The sequence below is a fragment of the Limnobacter sp. genome (assembly GCF_036405155.1).
In the GTDB taxonomy this organism is placed as follows: Bacteria; Pseudomonadota; Gammaproteobacteria; order Burkholderiales; family Burkholderiaceae_B; genus Limnobacter.
The window spans coordinates 452,037-473,781 of the sequence record NZ_DASWYD010000001.1; the positions used below are offsets into that span (position 1 = coordinate 452,037).

Here is a 21,745-nt window from a genome sequence, read left to right on the forward strand (position 1 = left end):
TTATGAAGACAGTGATCGTCAGCAGCCGCAAAGGCGGTGCCGGTAAAACCACCCTGTCGTTGAATTTGGCCACCGAGGCCAGTCAACAAGGCAAGCGCAAAGTGGCGCTGGTCGATCTCGATCCCCAGGGTTCCAGCCTGTTTTGGGCCAGTCTTCGGGATCGGGCTTATCCCTCAGTCGTCAAGGGCAACCCGGCCGATGTGTTTCTCACCCTGGGTGAGTTGGAGGACGAGGGCTACGACACGGTGTTTCTCGACATGCCGCCCACCGACAAAAAATGGATTCGCGAGTCTTTGGGGCAGGCGGACCTGGTCATCATTCCCACCAAACCCAGCCCACTGGACATCCACAGCGCCACCAGCACCCTGGAATGGGCAGAAGAGGCGGGTGCGCGGGTGTCTTGGGTCATCAATGGCGCATCGCCCATCAGCAAAAATCCGGACATTGTTTTTGAGCTGTTGAAAGCAACCCGGGTGCCTGTGTTCAAAACCATCGTCCATGAGCGGGGCGATTTCGTCACCAGTTTAAGCCGGGGCTTGTCGGTGAGCGAAGCCGCACCCCACTCAAAGGCAGCCGCTGAAATTGCCGAGCTGTGGCGCGAGGTGAAAAACACCCTGTCGCGCAGTTGAGCCGTAGGCCCAGCCTTTGCACCAAAACAAGGCTTGCTTCTGCCATGGCCGGCCCAAATCCTCAGGCACCGTTTTTGCTAAAAACTGGCAAATAACCGTGCGTGAGTGGGGACATGACAACAGTGCTGGTGGTGGATCGCAACCCGGCTAGCCGACAACAACTGAAGCAGGAACTGCAGGACACCGGGCAATTTGCCCGAGTCACGGCCTGTGACGGGTTGGAAGCCGCCGACCTCTTTTTGCAACAAGGCCACACGGTGGATGTGATGCTGTGCGACACGCCTGAATCCACCCACGCCCGTTGCGCGTTGGACCATCTTCGGGACAAGCACCCAGACTTGGGGGTGGTGTTCATTCAGGAACGCGACCAGTGGATGGACAAAGTGGCACTTCAAAAGGCAGGGGCCGATGCCCAGGTGCTGCGCATGTCCTCTCCCATGGAGTTGATCGCCTGTGTGGCCAAGGCTTTGGTCGCCCGTATTAAAACCGCTGGCAAACGCACCAGTTCGCAATAATTTGGGTATACCCCTCTCTTTAGGGTTCAGATTTGTAAGCAATTGTTGCAGAATCGGGTTAACTCCCGCATTGATGTTGCACCATGCACGCTTTTGAACCACGGTTTTACCGCCGCTCCTCCGCTTTGCGCCAACGGGGAGCCACGTATTTGTTGGCCTTGTTCATTCTCGGCATGACCATCGCCGCCTTTGGCGTGTTTGGCGTGGGGCAGGTGGTGTGGGAACGCGAGGAAGTACAACGGATTGCCGACCTCACCGCCAAGGTGGCGGCCAGCCAGATTGACGACGCAGCCACAGGCTTTCAGGCCGCCCGCGACTACGCGTCCAAGAACGGGTTGAAAGCAGGCTCGGACCAAATCACCGTCAACTGCGTGGTCAAGGGCACCAACACCACCTTGTCCGCGGGCAACTGCCAGCAATCGGTGCTGGTCGCCGTGACGCGGACCGTGCCGGCCGCATTCCTCACCAACAAACCAGTGAAGGCCATTGCAGAGGCCACCGTGACGCCATTCATCAGCGGCATTGTGAGCACCAATCTGCTGACACTCAATACACAAGGCTCCGCTTTGTCACCCCTGTTCAGCGCGTTGGGCACCCGCTTGAATTTGAATGCGGTGGGCTTTCAACAATTGCTCACCTCGGACGCGCAGATCGATCTGCTCCAGTTGGGCACCCAACTGAATCTGTTCCAGGCAGGCGACTCCTTGAATCTGGACACTTTGCTCAATGCCAATGTGACCGCAGCGAAGGTGTTAAAAGCGGCCTTGAATGTGGCTGGCAATGGTGCGCCCAACGTCACCATTCCAAACGGTGGCGAACTCAACAACGTCACTTTTCAGATGAGCAAAATCCTCACGGGCCCATCCACGGCAGTGGCTGGTGACCTGACGGGTGCGACCGTGCGCTTGGGTGACCTGGCCTTTGCATCAACCTTGGGTGCTGCAACCGGGATCCCTGCAGGGGTCATTCAGGTGAACATCGGTAACCTGCTACGCATCTCCGTGCTAAGTCCACCGCAAATGTTCGTGGCCAAAAAATCGGCTCAAAGTGGGGCTGTGCTGGCATCGGCAAAAGCCGAACAAATCAGTGTGTCCACGTCGATCAACAATTTGATGGACCTGTCAGCAACATCCGGGGGCGGTCGCGTTGACATCAAGGGCATTGAGTGCCGCTTGCCGCAGTCCGATTCAGCCACGTTTGCCGATCTGTATTCCACCCCGATCACCGCCAGTCTCAGCATACCCACCGTGGCGAATGTCAACACCAGCCTCACCAGCACCAGCGCCAGCAATGTCGAGTTCGCGGGCTATCCCGATCCGGTTCTGAGCAACTCGTACAGTTTTGAAGCCCAAAAAGGTGTCAACAGCCTGGGGTCAACGCTCAGCGCCAATGTCTTGGGGTTGAACTTGCCGATTCTGTTGATCAACAACCCTCTGAAAGCTGCGCTCAATGTGGTGGGCAGTACCCTGGACACGGCACTGGATGTGATTGGCCTGGACCTGAACCGTGTGACCGTGCAGATCAATGGCATGGATTGTTTTTCTACCGCTGTCTTGACGCGCTGAACACCGCATGCGCTACACTCAAATTTCAACAACAAAAACAGAGACAAAACCCATGAACAACCCAGCCCTGTGGCGCGCCCTCCAAGGTGGCCTCATCGCGTTTTGGTTACTGGCCATTGTGGCCCCCATTCTCAAACTGAATTTGCCCTGGCTCGATACCCTGGCCATTCTCATCTTTGTCGCCCACGTGTTGGAAGTTCCTCTGGCCATGTCCCGTCTGCGCCATTCGGGGGTATCCACAGCACGCATCACCATCCGAACATTGGTGTACGGTTTCACCTGGTGGCTGCCGGTTCAAAAAGGCGTCATCAAGGGCTGATAAAACACACACACTGACCCCACGCGATGCGTTCTCTTCGAGCAATCATTGCTGCTGCCTTCCTGGTCGGTAGCCAATGTGCCACTGCGGCTGACACAGACAGCCCGCAGAACACTGTGTCTGACAGGGCCCAAGCCGATTCAGATTTGCCAGATTGGATGCAGCCGCGCATTCGCGAAGTGCACTATGGTTTGAGCGAGTTTGTCGACAGCACCTCGCGCAGCATTGACCGGTTTTTTGGCACCGATGACAGTCTGTTTGTGGACAACCAGTCGTACCTGCGGGTTCGGCAAGAGTTGGTGACCACCCAAAACAACACGGGTAGTAGCTTGAGCGTGCGCTTTCGTTTGGACCTGCCCACGGCCAAACGCCGTATCCGTTTGCTGATTGAAAATGAAGCAGATGACCTGCTGGACCGTCAAAACACCGCCAAGCCCAACGGCGCCAACCGCTTTCTGGACCGCCAGTTGGAGGGCAACAATTCCGGCTTGGGCCTCGAGCAGCGTGGCACCGGCGATGGCGTGGACCGCTGGAAAAACAGCTTGGGTACGGGGGTGCGGGTTCGCTCCACCCTTGACCCGTACATTCGGGTGACCAGCCAGCGGCGGTTTGTGCTGGACGATGAAGACCGCTGGGAGTTAAACAGCTTCAACCGCCTCACGTACTTTGACAAGCGCGGCTATGTGGCGCGGGTGTATTACGACCTGAATCACCCCTTGAGCGAGGCACAATCGGTGCGCCTGGTGGGCCAGGCAGAGTGGCAGGAAGAGCGCCACGCCACAGCCTTTTCTCAAAGCCTGGAGTACAACCAAGTGTTGGACTCGCGCACAGGCCTGCGTTACGCCCTCATTGCCTTGGGTGACACGGCCCGTCAAAACAGCGTATTTGACTACGTGCTTCAGGCCTACTGGCGGCGAGACATTCACAAAAAATTCATCTTCCTGGATGTGGTGCCTGAATGGCACATGCCAACCGAACCCAACATCAAGGATTACTGGGCGCTCACGTTCAGACTGGAAGTATTTTTTGGTGGAAAGCTGGGAGAAGGAAGGTTTTCGAGTTCCAAAATTCAATAAAGAATTGGAACTGGGGAAGCGTGGTGGCCGAGGACAGAATCGAACTGCCGACACAAGGATTTTCAATCCTCTGCTCTACCGACTGAGCTACTCGGCCACGCTTTCCGGCAAGCGTTTGTGCACCACAGAGGGCACCCAAACATCACCGAAGCCCGCAAGTTTATCTGAAACTTTTCCAAGAAGCAAACCGCGTGTGCAAAATCGCGGTACGATGTTCAAGTTTTGTTGACTGGCGCGCCGTGTAGCGCATTGCCCAAACCCATGATTCCATCGGTCACCCCTCCACATCAAAAAGTGCAACAACCGGATGCCGCAGTCATTGGCTGCGGCGTGGTTGGCTTGGTTGCTGCGCTGGTGTTGGCTTCGCATGGTTTTAAGGTGGCGGTGGTTGGGCGCAAACCGCCCCAGTTTGTGCCCAACCCCGACCAGCGTTTCGACCCGCGGGTGTTTGCCCTGTCACACCGCAGCCAGCGCATTCTCGACAAGCTCAGGGTGTGGGACAACATTCCCAGCGAAAAGGTGCAGCCCGTCACCGACATGCAAATCTGGGGCGATTCGTCCGGCGACAACCAGGGTGAATTGCGGTTTTCGGCCAGCGACACCGGGGTTGACACGCTCACCTGGATCATCGAGCAAAGCAGCCTGTTTGAAGCCCTGTTTGCGGCCATGCGTTATCAGCCCGCCATTGAGTGGGTAGATTCCAAAGTCGAGGGTCTTTCCCGCGAGCGGGAAGGGGGGTGGGCCGTGGTGTCCAACCTCAAAACCATCCGCACCGGCTTGTTGATTGCGGCCGATGGTGCACAAAGTGACACGCGCCGGCAGGCAGGACTTGATTTTGAACTGGACGACTACAGCGCCGAAGGCGTGGTCACCACCTTTGCTATAGAAAAACCGCACCACGGGTGCGCCCGGCAATGGTTTGTGGGCGACTCCATTTTGGCCATGCTGCCATTGCCCGGCCCGTACGTGTCCATGGTGTGGTCCATGCCTCTGCACGAGTCACAGCCTTTTGTTCAATTGTCGCCAGAAGACATGGCCCGGCGAGTGACGGAAGTGTCGGCGGGGGCTGTCAAAACCTTGTACGGCGATTTGATTGCCTGTGGAAAAACCTACGCCTTCCCGCTTAAACACGGCGTGGCACCGGTGTGGTTCGACCAAGGCGTTGTGCTGATGGGCGACGCGGCCCATGTGGTGCATCCTTTGGCGGGGCAGGGGCTGAATCTGGGTCTGGAGGATGTGGCGGAACTGGCGCAATTGTTATCGTCACGTAAACGTTTACTGGCTGTGCAGCGTTTGGGTTTGGCCGATGAGCAATTGTGGCGGGCTTGGGAGCGTCGCCGAAAAGCGGCCTGTGCGCCAGTTCACCTCATCACCGATGGCCTGCACACGCTGTTTCGGCTTGATTTGCCCGGTGCTGCCTTTGTGCGTAACAAAGGCATGCAACTGGTGAACCAAATCCCCATGCTCAAGCGCTGGTTGTCCCAACAGGCCATGCGCTAGCTGAGTACCGTGGACTTGCCAAATTGAACAAAATGCCGCTGCGGCGGTCCTAAACAAACCTCGACTTGAAGCAACAACCATGATTCGACCGTCTTTTGCCTTTTCTTCATCCACCTTCTCGCGCAGCGTGGCCGCTGTTGCGCTGGTTTTCAGCGCATGGGTGGGCAACACCGCGATCGCATCGCCCGCCAGCAAAGCGCAGGTGGACCGCATCACCGCCGCCATGAATGAGTCCTTGGGGGCATCGGGTGTCAAAGTACTGTCAGTGGAAAAGGTGGATTACATCGACGGCCTGTTTGAAGTGGTGGTGAACCACAGCGGCAGCAAAAAAATCCTGTACACCAATGCCAGTGGCAGCCACATGATTTTGGGCGACCTGATGGAAAGCAAATCCATGGCCAACCTCACCGAGGCCAAAATGGACAAGCTCAACGCCATCAACTTCGAGAAAGACCTGCCGATTGGCTTGGCTTTGAAGTCGGTGTATGGCACGGGTGCCCGCAAAATCGCTGTGTTTGAAGACCCCAACTGCGGCTATTGCAAACGTTTCCGCAAAGAAGCCCTGAGCAAGCTGCAGGACACAACCGTGTACACTTTTGTGTTCCCGGTGTTGGGCAAAGACTCGCTGGACAAGGCCCAGAAGATTATGTGTGCCGACAACAAAGCCAAAATGTGGGACGACTGGATGATGAATGACCAGCCTCCCAGTGGTAAAACCGATTGCAACCCGCCCATCAACGACTTGGTCGCCTTGGGCCGCAGCATGGGCGTGAGTGGCACACCCACCATTTTCTTTCAGGACGGAACCCGCGCCAGTGGGGCCATTCCCGCTTCTGAGCTGAACCGTCGGGTGGCTTTGGCATCCCGACCCAAATAACCCACGACTCCAGGCAGCACCATGACTCGCAGTGAAGCAGCACCACGCTCGGGCATTCGTTCAAAAACAGGTCGGCTTGTTGTGGCGCTTGTGTTGTTGGGGGCCATCGGCGGTGGGGCTTGGTACGTTACGCATCGCCATGCAGGTTCAGGCTCCGGTGTGGGCTCATCCGGTGAGCCTGGGGCCGGCAAAAAAATGGGCGGTTTTGGTGGGCCCGGTGGCATGGAAAGGCCACAGCCGGTGTCTGCGCTGGAAGTCCAGCAGCGCGATGTCCGCATTCTGGTTAATGCCATAGGCACTGCCACGCCGCGCAGTTTGGTGACGGTTCGCTCCCGCGTGGATGGTGAACTGCTCAAGCTGCATTTCAAGGAAGGTCAGTTGGTGCGCGAGGGCCAGTTGCTGGCTGAAATTGACCCACGGTCGTTCAAGGCACAGGTGGCCCAGGTGAAGGGCCAGTTGATGCGCGACCAAGCCCAACTGGACAATGCCCGGCTTGACCTCAAACGCTATCAGGACCTGCTGTCGCAGGACTCGATTGCCAAGCAGCAAGTGGACACGCAGGCTGCCCTGGTGCGGCAACTGGAGGGCACGGTGCAAACCGACCAAGGCCAGTTGGACAATGCCCAACTGCAGTTGCAATACACCCGCATCACCGCGCCCATTTCTGGCCGCATTGGTTTGCGGCAGGTGGACCCGGGCAACCAGGTGAAAGCGTCCGACGCCAACGGCCTGACCAGCATTGCGCAACTCGACCCCATGACTGTGTTGTTCACCGTGTCGGAAGCCCAACTGCCCAATGTGGTGTCCCGCTTTCAAGAAGGCAAGCCCTTGGATGTAGAGGCCTGGGACCGTGAGTTTCGCAACCCCTTGGCGCAAGGCAAGCTGGTGACCATCGACAACCAGATTGATGCCACCACCGGCACACTCAAATTGCGGGCCGAGTTCCCCAACAAAAACACGGCGCTGTTTCCCAATCAGTTTGTGAATATCAGGCTGGTGTTGGGCACTCAGCCGCAGGCTTTGGTGGTCAACAATGGCGCCATTTTGCGGGGGGCCAAAGGCAACTTTGTGTACAAGGTGCAGGCTGACAACACGGTGGCCATGGTGCCCGTCAAACTGGGCTACGTGGAAGGCGACTACACCGCCGTGGAAGGTGAGTTGAAGCCCGGCGACCTGGTGGTCAGCGATGGCACCGACAAACTGAAGGACGGTGCAAAAGTCGAGGTGATCAAGCCTGGTGCTGCTGCGCCTTCTGCCGGCAACAAACCCAAGCGTGGCAAGGGTCACAAACCTGAGCAATAAGGCGGGGCAGCCATGAACCCCTCACGCCTGTTTATTCTTCGGCCGGTGGCCACCTCGCTCCTCATGCTGGCCATTGTGCTGGTGGGGCTTATTGCATATCGACTGCTGCCTGTGGCTGCATTGCCCGAGGTGGATTACCCCACCATTCAGGTCACGGCCTTGTACCCGGGTGCCAGTCCCGAGGTGGTTACATCATCCATTACTGCGCCACTGGAGCGGCAGTTCGGCCAAATGCCCGGCCTGTCGCAAATGTCGTCCAGCAGCTCGGGTGGGGCGTCGGTCATCACCCTGCGCTTTGATCTGGATTTAAGTCTGGATGTGGCCGAGCAGGAGGTGCAGGCGGCCATCAATGCAGCGTCCAACCTGCTGCCGTCCGACCTGCCGTTGCCCCCGGTGTACAGCAAGGTCAACCCCGCCGATGCACCCATTCTCACGCTCGCGGTCACGTCCCCCACCTTGCCTGTCACGCGCATGTACGACTTGGTTGAAACCCGGGTGGCGATGAAAATTTCCCAAATTCCGGGTGTGGGTTTGGTGAGCATTGCCGGTGGCAAACGCCCGGCTGTGCGCATTCAGGTCAACACCGAGGCCTTGAACAGCCTGGGCTTGTCCATGGACGCACTGCGCACCGCCATTGGTGCCAGCAACGTCAATATTTCCAAAGGCGGCTTTGATGGCCCCTTGCGCGCCTCCACCATTGATGCCAACGACCAACTCAAAACCGCCCAGGAATACGGGCAGGTGGTGATTGCCTACAAAAACGGCGCACCCGTTCGCCTGGCTGATGTGGCTACCTTGATCGATGGTGCTGAAAATGCCCGCCTGGCGGCTTGGGCCAACACGCAAGAAGCGGTCATTTTGAACATTCAGCGCCAGCCGGGCGCCAATGTGATTGATGTGGCCGAGAAAGTGAAAAAGGCCCTGCCGCAGCTCAAGGAGGGGTTGCCGTCGTCGGTGAATGTGGATGTGCTGAGCGACCGAACCAACACCATTCGCGCCTCGGTGGCCGACGTTCAAATTGAACTGCTGATTGCAGTGGCGCTGGTCATTTTGGTGATTTTTCTGTTTTTGCGCAGTGCCAGCGCCACACTCATTCCCAGTTTGGCGGTGCCCGTGTCGTTGATTGGTACGTTTGCTGTGATGTACCAAATCGGTTTTTCATTGAACAACCTCACCTTGATGGCGATGGTGATTTCCACCGGCTTTGTGGTGGACGACGCCATCGTCATGATTGAAAACTGCGCCCGCTACGTGGAAGAGGGCATGCAGCCCATGGAGGCGGCTCTCAAGGGGGCGAAGCAGATTGGTTTTACGATTGTGTCGCTGACTGTGTCGCTGATTGCCGTGCTCATCCCGCTGCTGTTCATGGGCGATGTGGTGGGCCGTTTGTTTCACGAGTTCGCCATCACGCTTACCATTGCCATTCTGATTTCTGCCGTGGTGTCGCTCACCCTCACGCCGATGATGTGTGCACGCTTACTCAAACACACGCCCGACAGCGAGCAAGGCGCGTTCTACAAAAAAACTGGCGCGTTTTTCGATCGCTTGATTGAACAGTACTCGGTTGGCTTGGTGTGGGTGTTGAAGCACCGCACCACCACCTTGCTGGTGGCTTTGGGCACGCTACTGCTCACTGTGCTGCTGTATGTTTTCATCCCCAAAGGCTTCTTCCCGGTGCAAGACACCGGCATTATTCAAGGCATCACCGTGGCACCGCAGTCGGTGTCATTTGCGGCCATGTCTGAACGGCAACAGCGGTTGGCTGAGGTCATTCTCAAAGACCCAGCCGTACTCAGCCTCACCTCCTTCATCGGGGTGGATGGCACCAACACCACGCTCAACTCCGGTCGCATCCAGATTGCCCTCAAACCCCTGGATGAGCGTGCCGACCGGGTCGAGGCGATTATTCGACGCATCACAGAGTCCGTGAAATCGGTGGCGGGCATTGCGCTGTACATGCAACCCGTGCAAGACCTCACCATTGAAGGCACCGTGTCCCGCACGCAATACCAGTTCACCCTGACCACACCCAGCCTGGACACGCTGAGTGACTGGGTGCCGCGCCTGGTGGAGGCTTTGCAGCAACAAGCCCAATTGCGCGATGTGGCATCCGACCTGCAAGACCAAGGCTTGCAGGCCTACGTCAACATTGACCGGGTGGCCGCAGGGCGTTTGGGTGTGACTGTCTCGGCCATCGACAATGCGCTGTACAACGCATTTGGGCAACGGCTCATTTCCACCATCTTCACACAGTCGAATCAATACCGCGTCATTCTGGAGCGGCAGACAGACCCCGACGAAGGCCTGAATGCGCTGGCCACCATTTACGTGCCGGGTACTAACAACACCCAAGTCCCGCTGTCCTCCGTGGCCCGCATTGAAGAGCGACCCACTGCATTGGCCATCAACCACATTGCGCAGTTTCCATCGGCCACCGTGTCTTTCAACCTCGCGCCCGGCGTGTCGCTGGGCGAGGCGGTGGAGGTGATTCGGTCTGTTCAGCAATCCATGGGTTTGCCGGTGTCCATCGAGACTGGTTTTCAGGGGGCTGCCAAGGCTTTTGAATCGTCGCTCAGCAACACGGTGCTGCTCATCCTCGCTGCCCTGGTGACGGTGTACATCGTGTTGGGTGTGTTGTACGAAAGTTTTATTCACCCCGTCACCATTTTGTCCACACTGCCATCGGCGGGTGTGGGTGCCTTGCTGGTTTTGTGGGCCACTGGCTCGGGGCTGGACATCATCGGCATCATCGGCATTATTTTGCTGATTGGCATCGTGAAAAAAAACGCCATCATGATGATCGACTTCGCGCTGGATGCCGAACGCAACGACGGCCTGTCGCCCGAGCAAGCGATTTATCAGGCATGCCTACTACGCTTCCGCCCCATCCTCATGACCACCATGGCCGCGCTGCTGGGTGCGGTGCCCTTGATGTTGGGCACCGGTTTTGGCTCGGAATTGCGTCAGCCACTGGGCTATGCTCTGGTGGGTGGTTTGTTGTTGAGCCAGTTGCTCACCTTGTACACCACGCCAGTGGTTTATCTGGCGTTGGACCGCTGGGCAAAACGCGATCGGGTTGAGGGCTGACCATGGGGTTCTCGGCCATTTTTATCCATCGGCCGGTGGCCACTGTGCTGCTCAGTCTGGGGGTGGTGCTGGCGGGTATGCTGGGTTTTTTTGCGCTACCGGTGGCGCCTTTGCCGCAGGTGGATTTTCCCACCATCAGTGTGCAGGCCAGTTTGCCCGGTGCCAGTGCAGAAACCATGGCTGCCACGGTGGCCACGCCGCTGGAACGGGCACTGGGCCGCATCGCAGGGGTGACTGAAATCACCTCCAGCAGTTCGCAAGGCAGCACCGGCATCACCATTCAGTTTGACCTGGACCGCGACATTGATGGTGCAGCCCGGGAAGTTCAAGCGGCCATCAATGCCTCTCGTTCGCTGCTGCCATCGGGTTTGCCCAGCAACCCCACGTATCGAAAGGTCAACCCGGCCGACTCACCCATTCTCATTCTCGCTCTCACCTCCGAGCACCACACGCGCGGCGAGTTGTACGACTACGCCTCCACCATTCTGTCGCAGCGCTTGTCGCAAATTGATGGCGTGGGGCAGGTGAATATTGGTGGTGGTGCTTTGCCCGCTGTTCGGGTCGATGTCGATCCCAACCGCTTGTCGGCCAAAGGCCTCAGCCTGGAGGACGTGCGCAACACCATTGCCAATTCCAACACCAACCGTCCGGTGGGCTTGGTTGAAAGTGTGAATCACTATTGGCAGATTGGCCTCAACAGCCAGTCCCGCGAGGCCGATGAATACAAGCCGCTGGTGGTGCGTTATCAAAACGGCGCAGCCATCCAGTTGCAGGATGTGGCGCGGGTGTCCGATTCGGTTCAGGACATTCGCACCTACGGGGCTTCCAATGGCAAGCCTGCCGTGGTGCTGGTGGTGTACCGGTCACCGGGTGCCAACATCATCGGCACAGTAGACCGCATTCGTGAACTGCTGCCCAACCTGAGGGCCATGGTGCCTGCAGCCATCAGTGTGGATGTGGTACTGGACCGCACGCCCACCATTCGCGGTTCTCTGAAAGAGGTGGAAAAAACCCTGCTGATTTCGGTGGCGCTGGTGTTGATGGTGGTGTTGCTGTTCCTGAAAAAATGGCGCGCGGCGGTCATTCCGAGTGTGGCGGTGCCGGTGTCGCTGATTGGCACGTTTGCCATCATGTACCTGCTTGGCTACAGCCTGGACAACCTGTCGCTCATGGCGATTGTGGTGGCCACCGGCTTTGTGGTGGACGACGCCATCGTCGTGCAGGAAAACATTGTGCGCCACATGGAGCGTGGCAAATCGGCCTACCGTGCAGCGCTGGACGGGTCGCGTGAAATTGGCTTCACCGTGATCTCCATCAGCCTGTCGCTGATTGCTGTGTTCATCCCGGTGTTGCTCATGGGCGGCATTGTGGGGCGGCTTTTCCGAGAGTTCGCAGTCACCCTTTCAGCAGCCATTGTGGTGTCGCTGGTGGTGTCCCTCACGCTCACGCCCTCCATGGCTGCGCAACTGCTCAAGCCCGATCACGCCGAGTCTTCGGCAGGGCGTTTCAGCCGCGTCATGGCATGGCTCGACAAGGGCTTGCAAGCGGTTCGCAGCGCTTACCGAAAAAGTCTGGCCTGGTCCATTCGCCACACCGGCTTGGTCATGGTTCTGCTAATGGCCACCGTCGCACTCAATGTGTACTTGTACATTCACATTCCCAAGGGTTTCTTCCCGCAGCAAGATACGGGCCGTTTGCTGGGTTTCATCCGCGGTGACCAAAGCATTTCCTACCAGGCCATGGAAGGCAAAATGAACCAGCTCATGGCCATTGTGCAGGCCGACCCCGATGTGTCGGCGGTGGTGGGTTTTGTGGGTGGTGGGCGCCGCAACGGCGGTTTTATGTTCGTCACGCTGAAACCCCTGAAAGAACGCAGCGCGAAAATGGTGGAGGTGCTCGGGCGGCTTCGCAAGCAATTGGCCCACGTGCCGGGCGCCTCGCTGTTTCTCACCCCGTCGCAGGACGTCCGCATTGGTGGACGGCAAACCAGTTCAGAATTTCAGTTCACGCTGCTGGCCGATGATTTGAGTGTGCTGCGCGACTGGGAACCCAAAGTGCGCGAGGCCATGTCCGCCTTGCCACAGTTGGTGGACATTGACACCGACCAGCAGGACAAAGGTTTGCAAAACAACCTGGTGATTGATCGAGATGCTGCAGCCCGCTTGGGTCTGAATGTGCGCGACATCGACACCACCTTGAACAATGCGTTTTCGCAGCGCCAAGTGTCCACCATCTACAACCCGTTGAACCAATACCGGGTGGTGTTGGGTCTCAACGAGTTTTACCTTCAAGGGCCAGAAAGCTTAAAGGCCATTCGGTTTTCCACACCCGATGGCGGTCAGGTGCCGCTGTCGGCTTTTGCCCGGGTGGTGCCAGGCAATGCACCGCTGTCGGTCAGCCACGATGGCGGCTTTCCATCCTCCACCATCAGTTTTGGTTTGGCCCCCGGTTATTCGCTCAGCGAGGCCTCGGCAGCTGTTCAGCAAGCCTACGAGCGCCTCACGCCGCCGGTGGCTTTGCGCGGTACATTTCAGGGCAGTGCCGGGGCTTTTCAGCAATCGTTGTCCAGCCAGCCTTTGCTAATTCTGGCGGCCATTGTCACCATCTATTTGGTCTTGGGCATACTCTACGAAAGCCTGGTGCACCCGCTCACCATTTTGTCCACATTGCCTTCTGCCGGTGTGGGGGCGTTGCTGGGGCTGATGCTGTTTGGTGAAGAGTTCGGTGTGATTGCACTCATTGGCGTGCTCTTGCTGATTGGCATTGTGAAAAAAAACGCCATCATGATGATCGACTTCGCCATCGACCGGCAGCGCCGCATGGGCTCATCGGCTGCGCCCGCCATTTATCGGGCGGCGGTGCTGCGCTTTCGGCCCATTCTCATGACCACACTGGCCGCCATGCTGGGTGCCGTACCCTTGGCCTTGGGCAGTGGGGATGGTGCCGAACTGCGCACCCCACTGGGCATTGCTATTGTGGGCGGTTTGTTCATGAGCCAATTGTTGACCCTGTACACCACGCCGGTGGTGTACATCCTGCTGGACCGCTATCTAGGGAAGTCAAAACGATGATTGCTTTGTCCAAACGCGTCGCGCATTGGTGTGTGCCCGTTGTGCTACTGCCACTCAGCGCTTGCAGCCTGGCACCCACTTACACCACGCCCGCACTGAATACACCGGTGCCCGCCGAATTCAAACAGGACGGGCCATGGCGCCCCACAGCCGGGCAGGTGCAGTACCGTGCCGATTGGTGGGTGGTGTTCAACGACCCGGTCTTGAACCAGCTTGAAGAACAGCTCACACAAAACAACCCGGGCATTGCCATTGCACAAGCCCAATACCGCAGCGCACGGGCTGCACTTGACGGTGCACGCGCCAGCCTCTTCCCCACCTTGAATGGCAACCTGGGCGCAACCCGCAGCCGCAATGGCAACACGGGTAACACCACAGTGATGCAATCGCCGGTGACCAACCTGTATACCTTGTCAGCCCAAGCGGCTTGGGAAGTGGACCTGTGGGGCAAGTTGTCCGGTGGTGTGGATGCAGCCGATGCACGCGCCCAGTCCGCCGAGGCGCTCGTGGGTTCTGCCCGGGTCAGCGCACAGGCCTTGCTCGCCCAAAGCTATTTTTTGTGGCGGGCCTCCATGGAGCAAGAGGCCCTTTTACAGCGCAGTGTCGAAGCCTACACGCGCTTTCGCACGCTCACCCAAAACCGCTTGAATGCCGGTGTGGCGTCCAAGCTGGACCTAGCGCAGGCCGATACCTTGCTCAACAACACCCGCACACAATTGTCCGAAGCCACCTTGTCGCGGGTGCAAACTGAAAACGCCATTGCTGTTTTGTTGGGCATAGCGCCCGCTGCGCTGGCCCTGAACCCCAGCGGCGACTGGTCGATTGAGCAGGCCGCCATTCCGGCAACCCCCGCTTTGTTGCCCTCCGAGTTGTTGCTCAGCCGGTTCGATGTGTATTCCGCCGAGCGGCAGGTGGCCGCTGCCAACGCACAAATCGGTGTGGCCCGTGCGGCCTATTTTCCCAGTTTGAATTTGTCCGCCAGCACCGGCTTTCGCAGCAACAGTTGGAGCAACCTCACTACTTCACCTGGGCGGTTTTGGTCGGTGGGGCCTGCGCTGGCTTTGAATTTGTTTGATGCGGGTGCTCGATCTGCACAAGTTGAGCAGGCACGCGCCACTTACGATCAAACCGCGGCCACCTACCGGCAAACCGTGTTGTCAGCTTTTCAGGAGGTGGAAGACAACCTGGCGGCCATTCGCTATTTGGCGGAAGAACGGGAGTCGCAAATGCAGGCCCTGCAATCGGCCCGACTGGCCCGCGAAGTGGCCGAGAACCAATACAAGGCCGGTACAGCCGATGCACTCACCGTGATCTCGGCCCAGGTGGCCGAGTTGAACGCCGAAACCGCCCGCATCAACCTCTGGAACCGCAGCGTGGCTGCGGTGGTTCAATTGTTGAAAAACACCGGTGGTCGGGCCGTCGAGCGTTAATCGTTGCCCGTCTTGGGCAGGTCTACCCCTTTGGGCCACAGCAGCCACAGCCGCAAGGTTTGCCGTGTTTTCCCGGCAGCTTCTCCGGCCGCATGGCCGGTGCCCCAAAAATAATCTGCGCGCACACGGCCACGAATGGCGCCGCCGGTGTCCTGCGCCAGTGCTGCGTGTTGCATCGGTTTCTGGTTCACGGGGTTGGTGCTGTCCAGCCACATCAGCGCACCATAGGGCACCAGGCTGCGGTCCACAGCCAGGCTGAATTCCCCTGTCAGCGGCAGGCCCAAAGCCCCAATCGGTCCTTGTTCGGGGCTGAGCACTGTGTTTTCCGCAAAAAACACCACGCTGGGGTTGTTGTTCAGCAACTTGTCCACTTTGGCCGGGTTCTTCTCAGCCCAAGCGCGAATGCCCGGAATGGTCGCCTGTGCGGTGGTCAGTTCACCCCATTCCACCAACACACGCCCAATGGCCTTGTAGGGGTAGCCGTTCTGGTCTGCATAGCTTAGGCGGATCACACTGCCATCGGGCAACTTCACGCGCCCCGAGCCCTGCACCTGCAGCAAAAATGCATCCAGTTTGTCGTCCACCCACACCAGTACGTTGCCACGCTTTGGGCCCACATTGGTTTCCCATTCGGCGCGGTCGTAATAGGGCACCAGGGTGTTGCCTTCAACCCGTCCTCGGATGCGCTTGCCTTTCAGTTCGGGCACCAGTTCATCCAGCTTAACGGTGATCAGGTCCGAAGGCACACCGTACAGCGGCACATTGAAGCGGCCTGTGGGCTTGCGCGATCCATTCAGCAAGGGTTCGTAGTAGCCCGTCAGCAAACCTTCCTTTCGACCGTCCTCCTGTTGCAACTGCCACACATCCAGTTCTTTTTCCATCCAGTTGCGGGCCTCTTCATCGGTGTTGAGCGTTGGCGCACGCCTGCACATCTCCACCAAGCCAGCGGGGCTGGCCTTGCGCCGCTGCAACACCCCGCATTGCGCCATGAAGGCATCCAGCGCGGCTTTCTGCCCCTTGGTGCTGGCCCAACCGGGCAGCTGCGAGAAGCTCGATTTTTCCAGCAATGGCAGTGCAGGGGGCTTCTCCGCCGGCTTTTCTTCTGGGGCCGGGCAGGAACAATTCACTGGCTTTGGGGTCTGTGGAGGAATCTGCTGCGTCGCGCAGCCCGCTACAATGCCAGCCAGGGTGATCTGGGCAATCCAGCGCCCAAGCCGAAGCGTCTTTAGGGAATCAATCAACATGTGGTTACTCATTGCAGAAATGGTGTTGGCGCTGGGCGCCATCGTGTTCATCATGTGGTGGACGATGCGGGCCCGTGTTGATCATGCAGTACCGCCCGACGAGCCCTTGGAGCAAGAGACCCTTGAGCAGACCACAGCGCAACCCACCGACGCACCTTCGGCGCCAGAGCCGAGCAAACCACAGGTTTAATGCAGTACCCGGGGCATGGACAACATGAATTCCGGAACGTCCACCTGGAATTGCTCGCCACCTTCGCCCACAAAGGTGTAGTCGCCTTTCATGGTGCCCACCGGCGTGGGCAGGGGGCATCCGCTGGTGTATTGAAACATCTGACCGGGTTTCAAGGTGGGTTGTTCCCCAACCACGCCATCGCCGCGAATTTCCTGAACAATTTTGTAGGCATCGGTGATGATCCAGTGCCGGCTCACCAGTTGGGCTGTGGCAGTGCCCACATTCTCAATTTCAATGGTGTAGGCAAACACGTAAGGCCCTTTCTCCTTGTCGCTTTGCTCATCAAGAAATTGGGTGCTGACACGCACTTCAAACTGGTAGGGTGAATCGCTGCTCATTGTGGTTCTTGGCGCACGCTGGAACGCGCCCGGTGTGGCGGTGTGGGTTAATTAACGGTAATCGGCCGATCAGTATGAGCCCAAACCGCCAATTTCACAATTGGCCTTGCTGAACTGTCAATGTCGAAGCCAGCCGGGTGTCGCGGTCCCAGCCCTGTCTGGCAGCTTGTTTCGATTAAACTATTGCTTTGCGCCTAGCGCCGTACCCCGCACTCCATCAGGTTGATGTCCATGAATTCTTTCGTGATTGCCCCCAGTATTTTGTCGGCCGACTTTGCCCGCCTGGGCGAGGAGGTCAAGAACGTGGTTGCTGCGGGCGCGGACTGGATTCACTTCGACGTGATGGACAACCACTATGTGCCCAACCTGACCATCGGGCCCTTGGTGTGTGAAGCCTTGCGCCCCCACACCACAGCACCCATTGACGTGCACCTCATGGTGCGCCCGGCCGACCGCATCATTCCCGATTTTGCCAAGGCAGGCGCCAACATCATCAGTGTGCACCCAGAGGGCACCGACCACCTGGATCGCACCTTGAGCCTTATTCGTGACCAGGGCTGCCAGGCCGGTGTGGTCTTGAACCCGGCCACCCCCGTGCAGTGGTTGGACCACATCATGGACAAACTGGACTTGGTGCTCTTGATGTCGGTCAACCCGGGCTTTGGTGGGCAAAGTTTCATTCCACAAACCCTCCACAAGCTGGCCGAAGTGCGCCGCCGCATCGATGCCCATGTGGCTGCGGGCGGCAACAACATTCGCCTGGAGGTGGATGGTGGCGTGAAGCCAGACAACATCGCCGCCATTGCCAAAGCGGGTGCAGACGCTTTTGTGGCGGGCTCCGCCATTTTCGGCAAGCCCGATTACAAAGCGGTTATTGACGCCATGCGCGCCGAGTTGGCCGGGGTGAAAGGGCAGGGGGCCGCATGAGCATCCGCGCCATCCTGTTTGATTTGGACGGCACATTGCTCCACACCGTGCCCGACCTCGCCGCTGCCGTGAATGCCATGCTGCGCGATCTTTCATTGCCCGAGCTGGACGAGCACACCGTTGCCACCTACGTGGGCAAGGGCGCTGAAAACCTCATTCACCGCAGCCTCACCGGTACGCTGGATGGTCGGGCTGATGCTGCCCTGTTCGACAAAGCCAATGCCATCTGGCATGCCCACTATGAGCACATCAATGGCCAGCATGCCGAGTTTTACGGGGGCGTGCGTGAGGGGCTGGCTGCATTCCAACAAGCTGGCTTCAAGCTGGCCGTGGTCACCAACAAACCCGAGCGGTTCACCGGCCCATTGCTTGAGCGCAGCGGTATTGCCGAGTATTTCAGCGTCGTTGTTGGTGGCGACACTTACGAGCGCAAAAAGCCCGACCCTCTACCCGTGCTCAAAGCGTGTGAGCGCTTGGGCGTAGCCCCGGCGGATGCATTGTTCATTGGCGACTCACTCAACGATGCACAGGCCGCCAAGGCCGCCGGCGTGCCCTGTTGGCTGTTGCCCTATGGTTACAACGAAGGCCGGCCCATTCAAAGCACCCCGTGCGATGGCCACATCGACACCCTGTTGCAGGCCGCTGACCGTGTGCGCGCCCAACAGCCCAGCCAGGTGAACCCATGATTTCCCGTTCCGAATTTGATGCCTTGGTTGCCCAGGGCTACAACCGCATCCCGTTGATTGCCCGGTGCTACGCCGACCTCGACACACCCCTGTCGATTTACTTCAAACTGGCCAACCAAAAAAACACCTTCCTGCTGGAATCGGTGGTGGGGGGCGAACGCTCAGGCCGTTATTCCTTCATCGGTTTGCCATCCAGCACCACCATTGAAGTGGTTGAGCACCGTGTTGAAGTGAGTCACACCGACAGCCATGGCAAACGCACCGTCACCGAGCAATTCTCTGGTGATCCGCTGGCCTTCATCGAGCAGTATCATGCACGGTTCAAAGTGCCGCCTGTGGAGGGTGCGCCCCGCTTCTTCGGCGGCTTGGCAGGCTACTTCGGTTACGACACGGTGCGTTACATCGAAGGCCGTCTGGAACAGAGCCGCAAAGCCGATGACCTCGGCATTCCCGACATTCTGCTGATGCTCACCGACCGCATGGCGGTGGTGGACAACATCAAAGGCACCATTCAACTCATCGTGTTTGTCGATCCCGCGCAGGCGCATGCTTATGAGGATGGTGTGGCTGAATTGAAGCGCCTCATGGCGCAGTTGCGCACACCCGTAGCCATTCCTCTCAGCGGTGCATCCGAAGTCACCCCGATTGAGCACAACCTCAGCAAAGACCATTTCTTTGACATGGTCGCCAAGGCCAAGGAATACATCGCAGCCGGCGACGTCATGCAGGTGGTGATCGGCCAACGCTTGTCCAAAAAATTCACACAGAGTGCGCTCTCCCTCTACCGTGCGCTGCGCTCGCTCAACCCCTCGCCTTACTTGTTTTATTACAACTTTGGCGACTTTCAGGTGGTGGGCTCATCGCCCGAAATTCTGGTGCGACAAGACCAACAAGCGGATCACCAATCCCTCATCACCTTGCGCCCCATCGCTGGCACGCGCCCTCGCGGCAAAACGCCCGAGCAGGACTTGGCTTTGGCTGACGAGTTGTTGGCTGACCCCAAGGAAATTGCCGAGCATGTCATGTTGATTGACCTGGCCCGCAACGATGTAGGCCGCATCGCGCAAACTGGCAGCGTGCAAGTCACCGAGAAAATGGTCATCGAGCGGTATTCGCACGTCATGCACATCGTGAGCAACGTGCAGGGTGTGCTCAAGCCCGGTTTATCGGCCATGGACGTGTTGCGCGCAACCTTCCCGGCAGGCACGTTGTCGGGTGCGCCCAAAGTGCGCGCCATGGAAATCATTGATGAGCTAGAGCCGACCAAGCGCGGCGTCTACGGTGGTGCCTGCGGTTACCTCAGTTTCACCGGCACCATGGATGTGGCCATCGCCATCCGCAGTGGTGTGGTGAAAGACAACATGCTCTACGTGCAAGCGGGTGCAGGTGTGGTGGCCGACTCGGTGGCCGACAGCGAATGGATGGAAACCGAGAACAAAGCCCGCGCTGTGATGCGTGCTGCCGAACTGGTTCAACACGGGCTGGACGGCGAACTCAGCTAAACAATAGCCCTCGGAAGGAGCAGAACGGACCTCTCCCCCAAATAGGGAAAAGTCACCTTCACCTATTCTCGCGTTAACTGAACGTGTACACAGTGCGCCAGCAGTTAACGGGAGGATGCATGAAGCTGTTGCTTTTGGAGGATGATCGCCAGTCGGCCCTTGAACTTATTCAGACACTGGAACCCCAGTGGCCCGGTCTTGTTCACTGGGTGGATGCCTGCAACGATGCATCCGTGCAACTTGCTGGCCCACACTACATTCCGTTCGTCATTTGTGAGTTGAACCTGCACGACGGCGATGGTGCCCACCTCATGCGCCTGGCCAACGAAAAAGGTCAGCTGGCCTTCACCACCACCCTGATGATGACCACGCACCCTCAGCGGGAGCAAGTGCTGCAGGCCAAGGCGGCCGGTGTTCAACGTTTGGTGGTCAAACCCCTGCAAGCCAATGTGCTGCAGGACGCACTCAACCATGTGCTGGACCAACTCAAGCAAATGAACCAGCGTGTCGCGCAGTACGCCCAATCCGAAGACGTGCAGGCCTTTGTGGAGGATGTTTCAGCACTGCGTTCCGAGCCACTCACCGACAGGGCTTTGCAAAAGCTCTACCAGCAGGCCACCTTGTTGGGCTTTCATTCCATGACCCAGGCCATCACACGGCTAAGGCATTATTTGGGCCGCCCGGGCCGCCGCACCAGTGAAATCGAAAATGCCTTGTCTGCTTTGAATGTTCACTGTGCGGGCCTGTTGCCGTTGTTGGTGACCTGAGTTGCTGCGCGCGCCCCGGTTGTGGGTCGATCTGTGGGAGAATTGAATTTCCCCGGTTTACTTCCCCATCCGTAGGCGCACCATGCTCCTGATGATCGACAATTACGACAGCTTCACCTTCAACCTCGTTCAGTACTTTGGCGAACTGGGGCAGTTGGTGCATGTGGTGCGCAACGACGCGATCAGCGTGGACGAGGCCTTGGCCCTCAGGCCTGCAGCGGTGTGTGTGTCCCCCGGCCCCTGTTCCCCAGCGCAAGCGGGTGTGTCCATCGAAGTCATCCAACGCTTCGCCGGCGTCGTGCCGGTGTTGGGGGTGTGTCTGGGCCATCAAGCGATTGGTGAAGCCTTTGGCGGCAAGGTGGTGCGGGCCAAAACCATCATGCATGGCAAAACATCCCCCGTTCACCACCACAATGTCGGCGTTTTCGAGGGGCTGCCCAATCCGCTCACCTGTATCCGTTACCACTCTTTGGCCATTGAGCGTGAAAGCCTGCCCGATTGCCTGGAAGTCACGGCCGAAACAGCCGATGGCGAAATCATGGGTGTTCGCCATCGCGAGTTCGACGTCGAAGGGGTGCAGTTTCACCCGGAATCCATTCTGAGCGACCGTGGGCACGACCTGCTTCGCAACTTCCTCAAGCGCGTGGCCCAGCACCACGCCGCCTGACCCAACTTTCA

Annotated in this window: 19 protein-coding genes and 1 tRNA gene; 17 read left to right on the plus strand and 3 right to left on the minus strand. The window is 58.4% G+C overall.

Annotation, left to right across the window (positions count from 1 at the left end):
• Positions 1-2: 2 nt before the first annotated feature.
• From VGE55_RS02175 to VGE55_RS02195, 5 genes are all read left to right on the plus strand, one after another.
• Complete coding sequence (locus VGE55_RS02175; protein ID WP_331130074.1) at positions 3-629, plus strand: ParA family protein; 627 nt, start codon at positions 3-5, stop codon at positions 627-629.
• Between the two features lie 113 nt (positions 630-742).
• Positions 743-1,144, plus strand: coding sequence for a response regulator (locus VGE55_RS02180; protein WP_331130075.1), 402 nt, complete (start codon positions 743-745; stop codon positions 1,142-1,144).
• Between the two features lie 83 nt (positions 1,145-1,227).
• On the plus strand, positions 1,228-2,709 hold the full coding sequence (locus tag VGE55_RS02185) for a pilus assembly protein TadG-related protein (protein WP_331130076.1): 1,482 nt from the start codon (positions 1,228-1,230) through the stop codon (positions 2,707-2,709).
• A 52-nt stretch (positions 2,710-2,761) separates the two neighbouring features.
• Positions 2,762-3,028, plus strand: coding sequence for a hypothetical protein (locus VGE55_RS02190; protein ID WP_331130077.1), 267 nt, complete (start codon positions 2,762-2,764; stop codon positions 3,026-3,028).
• 26 nt (positions 3,029-3,054) lie between these two features.
• A complete protein-coding gene (locus tag VGE55_RS02195; RefSeq protein ID WP_331130078.1) occupies positions 3,055-4,104 on the plus strand; it encodes a hypothetical protein in 1,050 nt (349 codons plus the stop codon).
• Between the two features lie 21 nt (positions 4,105-4,125).
• Here VGE55_RS02195 and VGE55_RS02200 read toward each other — a convergent pair.
• Positions 4,126-4,201, minus strand: a tRNA-Phe gene (locus VGE55_RS02200).
• A 164-nt stretch (positions 4,202-4,365) separates the two neighbouring features.
• Here VGE55_RS02200 and VGE55_RS02205 point away from each other — a divergent pair.
• From VGE55_RS02205 to VGE55_RS02230, 6 genes are all read left to right on the plus strand, one after another.
• Positions 4,366-5,604, plus strand: coding sequence for an FAD-dependent monooxygenase (locus VGE55_RS02205; RefSeq protein WP_331130079.1), 1,239 nt, complete (start codon positions 4,366-4,368; stop codon positions 5,602-5,604).
• A gap of 79 nt (positions 5,605-5,683) precedes the next feature.
• On the plus strand, positions 5,684-6,481 hold the full coding sequence (locus tag VGE55_RS02210) for a DsbC family protein (protein WP_331130080.1): 798 nt from the start codon (positions 5,684-5,686) through the stop codon (positions 6,479-6,481).
• A gap of 21 nt (positions 6,482-6,502) precedes the next feature.
• Positions 6,503-7,783, plus strand: coding sequence for an MdtA/MuxA family multidrug efflux RND transporter periplasmic adaptor subunit (locus VGE55_RS02215; RefSeq protein WP_331130081.1), 1,281 nt, complete (start codon positions 6,503-6,505; stop codon positions 7,781-7,783).
• A gap of 12 nt (positions 7,784-7,795) precedes the next feature.
• The gene (locus VGE55_RS02220) at positions 7,796-10,870 is read left to right on the plus strand and encodes an MdtB/MuxB family multidrug efflux RND transporter permease subunit (protein ID WP_331130082.1); all 3,075 of its coding nucleotides are present in this window, start codon (positions 7,796-7,798) and stop codon (positions 10,868-10,870) included.
• 2 nt (positions 10,871-10,872) lie between these two features.
• Positions 10,873-13,941, plus strand: coding sequence for a multidrug efflux RND transporter permease subunit (locus tag VGE55_RS02225; protein WP_331130083.1), 3,069 nt, complete (start codon positions 10,873-10,875; stop codon positions 13,939-13,941).
• A complete protein-coding gene (locus VGE55_RS02230; RefSeq protein ID WP_331130084.1) occupies positions 13,938-15,371 on the plus strand; it encodes an efflux transporter outer membrane subunit in 1,434 nt (477 codons plus the stop codon). Before VGE55_RS02225 ends, VGE55_RS02230 begins: the two co-directional genes overlap by 4 nt.
• Here VGE55_RS02230 and VGE55_RS02235 read toward each other — a convergent pair.
• Complete coding sequence (locus tag VGE55_RS02235; protein ID WP_331130085.1) at positions 15,368-16,615, minus strand: murein transglycosylase A; 1,248 nt, start codon at positions 16,613-16,615, stop codon at positions 15,368-15,370. The genes VGE55_RS02230 and VGE55_RS02235 overlap by 4 nt on opposite strands.
• Here VGE55_RS02235 and VGE55_RS02240 point away from each other — a divergent pair.
• Positions 16,614-16,805, plus strand: coding sequence for a hypothetical protein (locus VGE55_RS02240; protein WP_331130086.1), 192 nt, complete (start codon positions 16,614-16,616; stop codon positions 16,803-16,805). The two genes, VGE55_RS02235 and VGE55_RS02240, sit on opposite strands and share 2 nt — an antisense overlap.
• Here the strand turns inward: VGE55_RS02240 and apaG are convergent.
• Positions 16,802-17,185, minus strand: coding sequence for a Co2+/Mg2+ efflux protein ApaG (gene apaG, locus VGE55_RS02245; RefSeq protein WP_331130087.1), 384 nt, complete (start codon positions 17,183-17,185; stop codon positions 16,802-16,804). The two genes, VGE55_RS02240 and apaG, sit on opposite strands and share 4 nt — an antisense overlap.
• 231 nt (positions 17,186-17,416) lie before the next feature.
• Between apaG and rpe the strand changes: the two genes are divergently transcribed.
• The 5 genes from rpe to VGE55_RS02270 all read left to right on the plus strand — a co-directional run bounded on the left by rpe (position 17,417) and on the right by VGE55_RS02270 (position 21,734).
• Positions 17,417-18,112: a ribulose-phosphate 3-epimerase gene (rpe, locus tag VGE55_RS02250; RefSeq protein ID WP_331130088.1), complete on the plus strand. Its 696-nt coding sequence runs from the start codon at positions 17,417-17,419 to the stop codon at positions 18,110-18,112.
• Entirely contained in the window at positions 18,109-18,798 is a 690-nt protein-coding gene (locus VGE55_RS02255; protein WP_331130089.1) for a phosphoglycolate phosphatase, read from the plus strand. Before rpe ends, VGE55_RS02255 begins: the two co-directional genes overlap by 4 nt.
• Positions 18,795-20,300 (plus strand): anthranilate synthase component I, encoded by a 1,506-nt coding sequence (trpE, locus tag VGE55_RS02260; RefSeq protein WP_414674937.1) that lies wholly within the window; start codon positions 18,795-18,797, stop codon positions 20,298-20,300. Before VGE55_RS02255 ends, trpE begins: the two co-directional genes overlap by 4 nt.
• Before the next feature lie 119 nt (positions 20,301-20,419).
• Entirely contained in the window at positions 20,420-21,067 is a 648-nt protein-coding gene (locus VGE55_RS02265; protein ID WP_331130090.1) for a response regulator, read from the plus strand.
• Positions 21,068-21,149: 82 nt separating this feature from the next.
• Complete coding sequence (locus VGE55_RS02270; RefSeq protein ID WP_331130091.1) at positions 21,150-21,734, plus strand: aminodeoxychorismate/anthranilate synthase component II; 585 nt, start codon at positions 21,150-21,152, stop codon at positions 21,732-21,734.
• Positions 21,735-21,745 lie beyond the last annotated feature (11 nt).

Coding starts and splice junctions, on each gene's coding strand:
- VGE55_RS02175 (WP_331130074.1), top strand. CDS start 3: ATGAAGACAGTGATCGTCAGCAGCCGCAAAGGCGGTGCCGGTAAAACC.
- VGE55_RS02180 (WP_331130075.1), top strand. CDS start 743: ATGACAACAGTGCTGGTGGTGGATCGCAACCCGGCTAGCCGACAACAA.
- VGE55_RS02185 (WP_331130076.1), top strand. CDS start 1,228: ATGCACGCTTTTGAACCACGGTTTTACCGCCGCTCCTCCGCTTTGCGC.
- VGE55_RS02190 (WP_331130077.1), top strand. CDS start 2,762: ATGAACAACCCAGCCCTGTGGCGCGCCCTCCAAGGTGGCCTCATCGCG.
- VGE55_RS02195 (WP_331130078.1), top strand. CDS start 3,055: ATGCGTTCTCTTCGAGCAATCATTGCTGCTGCCTTCCTGGTCGGTAGC.
- VGE55_RS02205 (WP_331130079.1), top strand. CDS start 4,366: ATGATTCCATCGGTCACCCCTCCACATCAAAAAGTGCAACAACCGGAT.
- VGE55_RS02210 (WP_331130080.1), top strand. CDS start 5,684: ATGATTCGACCGTCTTTTGCCTTTTCTTCATCCACCTTCTCGCGCAGC.
- VGE55_RS02215 (WP_331130081.1), top strand. CDS start 6,503: ATGACTCGCAGTGAAGCAGCACCACGCTCGGGCATTCGTTCAAAAACA.
- VGE55_RS02220 (WP_331130082.1), top strand. CDS start 7,796: ATGAACCCCTCACGCCTGTTTATTCTTCGGCCGGTGGCCACCTCGCTC.
- VGE55_RS02225 (WP_331130083.1), top strand. CDS start 10,873: ATGGGGTTCTCGGCCATTTTTATCCATCGGCCGGTGGCCACTGTGCTG.
- VGE55_RS02230 (WP_331130084.1), top strand. CDS start 13,938: ATGATTGCTTTGTCCAAACGCGTCGCGCATTGGTGTGTGCCCGTTGTG.
- VGE55_RS02240 (WP_331130086.1), top strand. CDS start 16,614: ATGTGGTTACTCATTGCAGAAATGGTGTTGGCGCTGGGCGCCATCGTG.
- VGE55_RS02235 (WP_331130085.1), bottom strand. CDS start 16,615: ATGTTGATTGATTCCCTAAAGACGCTTCGGCTTGGGCGCTGGATTGCC.
- apaG (WP_331130087.1), bottom strand. CDS start 17,185: ATGAGCAGCGATTCACCCTACCAGTTTGAAGTGCGTGTCAGCACCCAA.
- rpe (WP_331130088.1), top strand. CDS start 17,417: ATGAATTCTTTCGTGATTGCCCCCAGTATTTTGTCGGCCGACTTTGCC.
- VGE55_RS02255 (WP_331130089.1), top strand. CDS start 18,109: ATGAGCATCCGCGCCATCCTGTTTGATTTGGACGGCACATTGCTCCAC.
- trpE (WP_414674937.1), top strand. CDS start 18,795: ATGATTTCCCGTTCCGAATTTGATGCCTTGGTTGCCCAGGGCTACAAC.
- VGE55_RS02265 (WP_331130090.1), top strand. CDS start 20,420: ATGAAGCTGTTGCTTTTGGAGGATGATCGCCAGTCGGCCCTTGAACTT.
- VGE55_RS02270 (WP_331130091.1), top strand. CDS start 21,150: ATGCTCCTGATGATCGACAATTACGACAGCTTCACCTTCAACCTCGTT.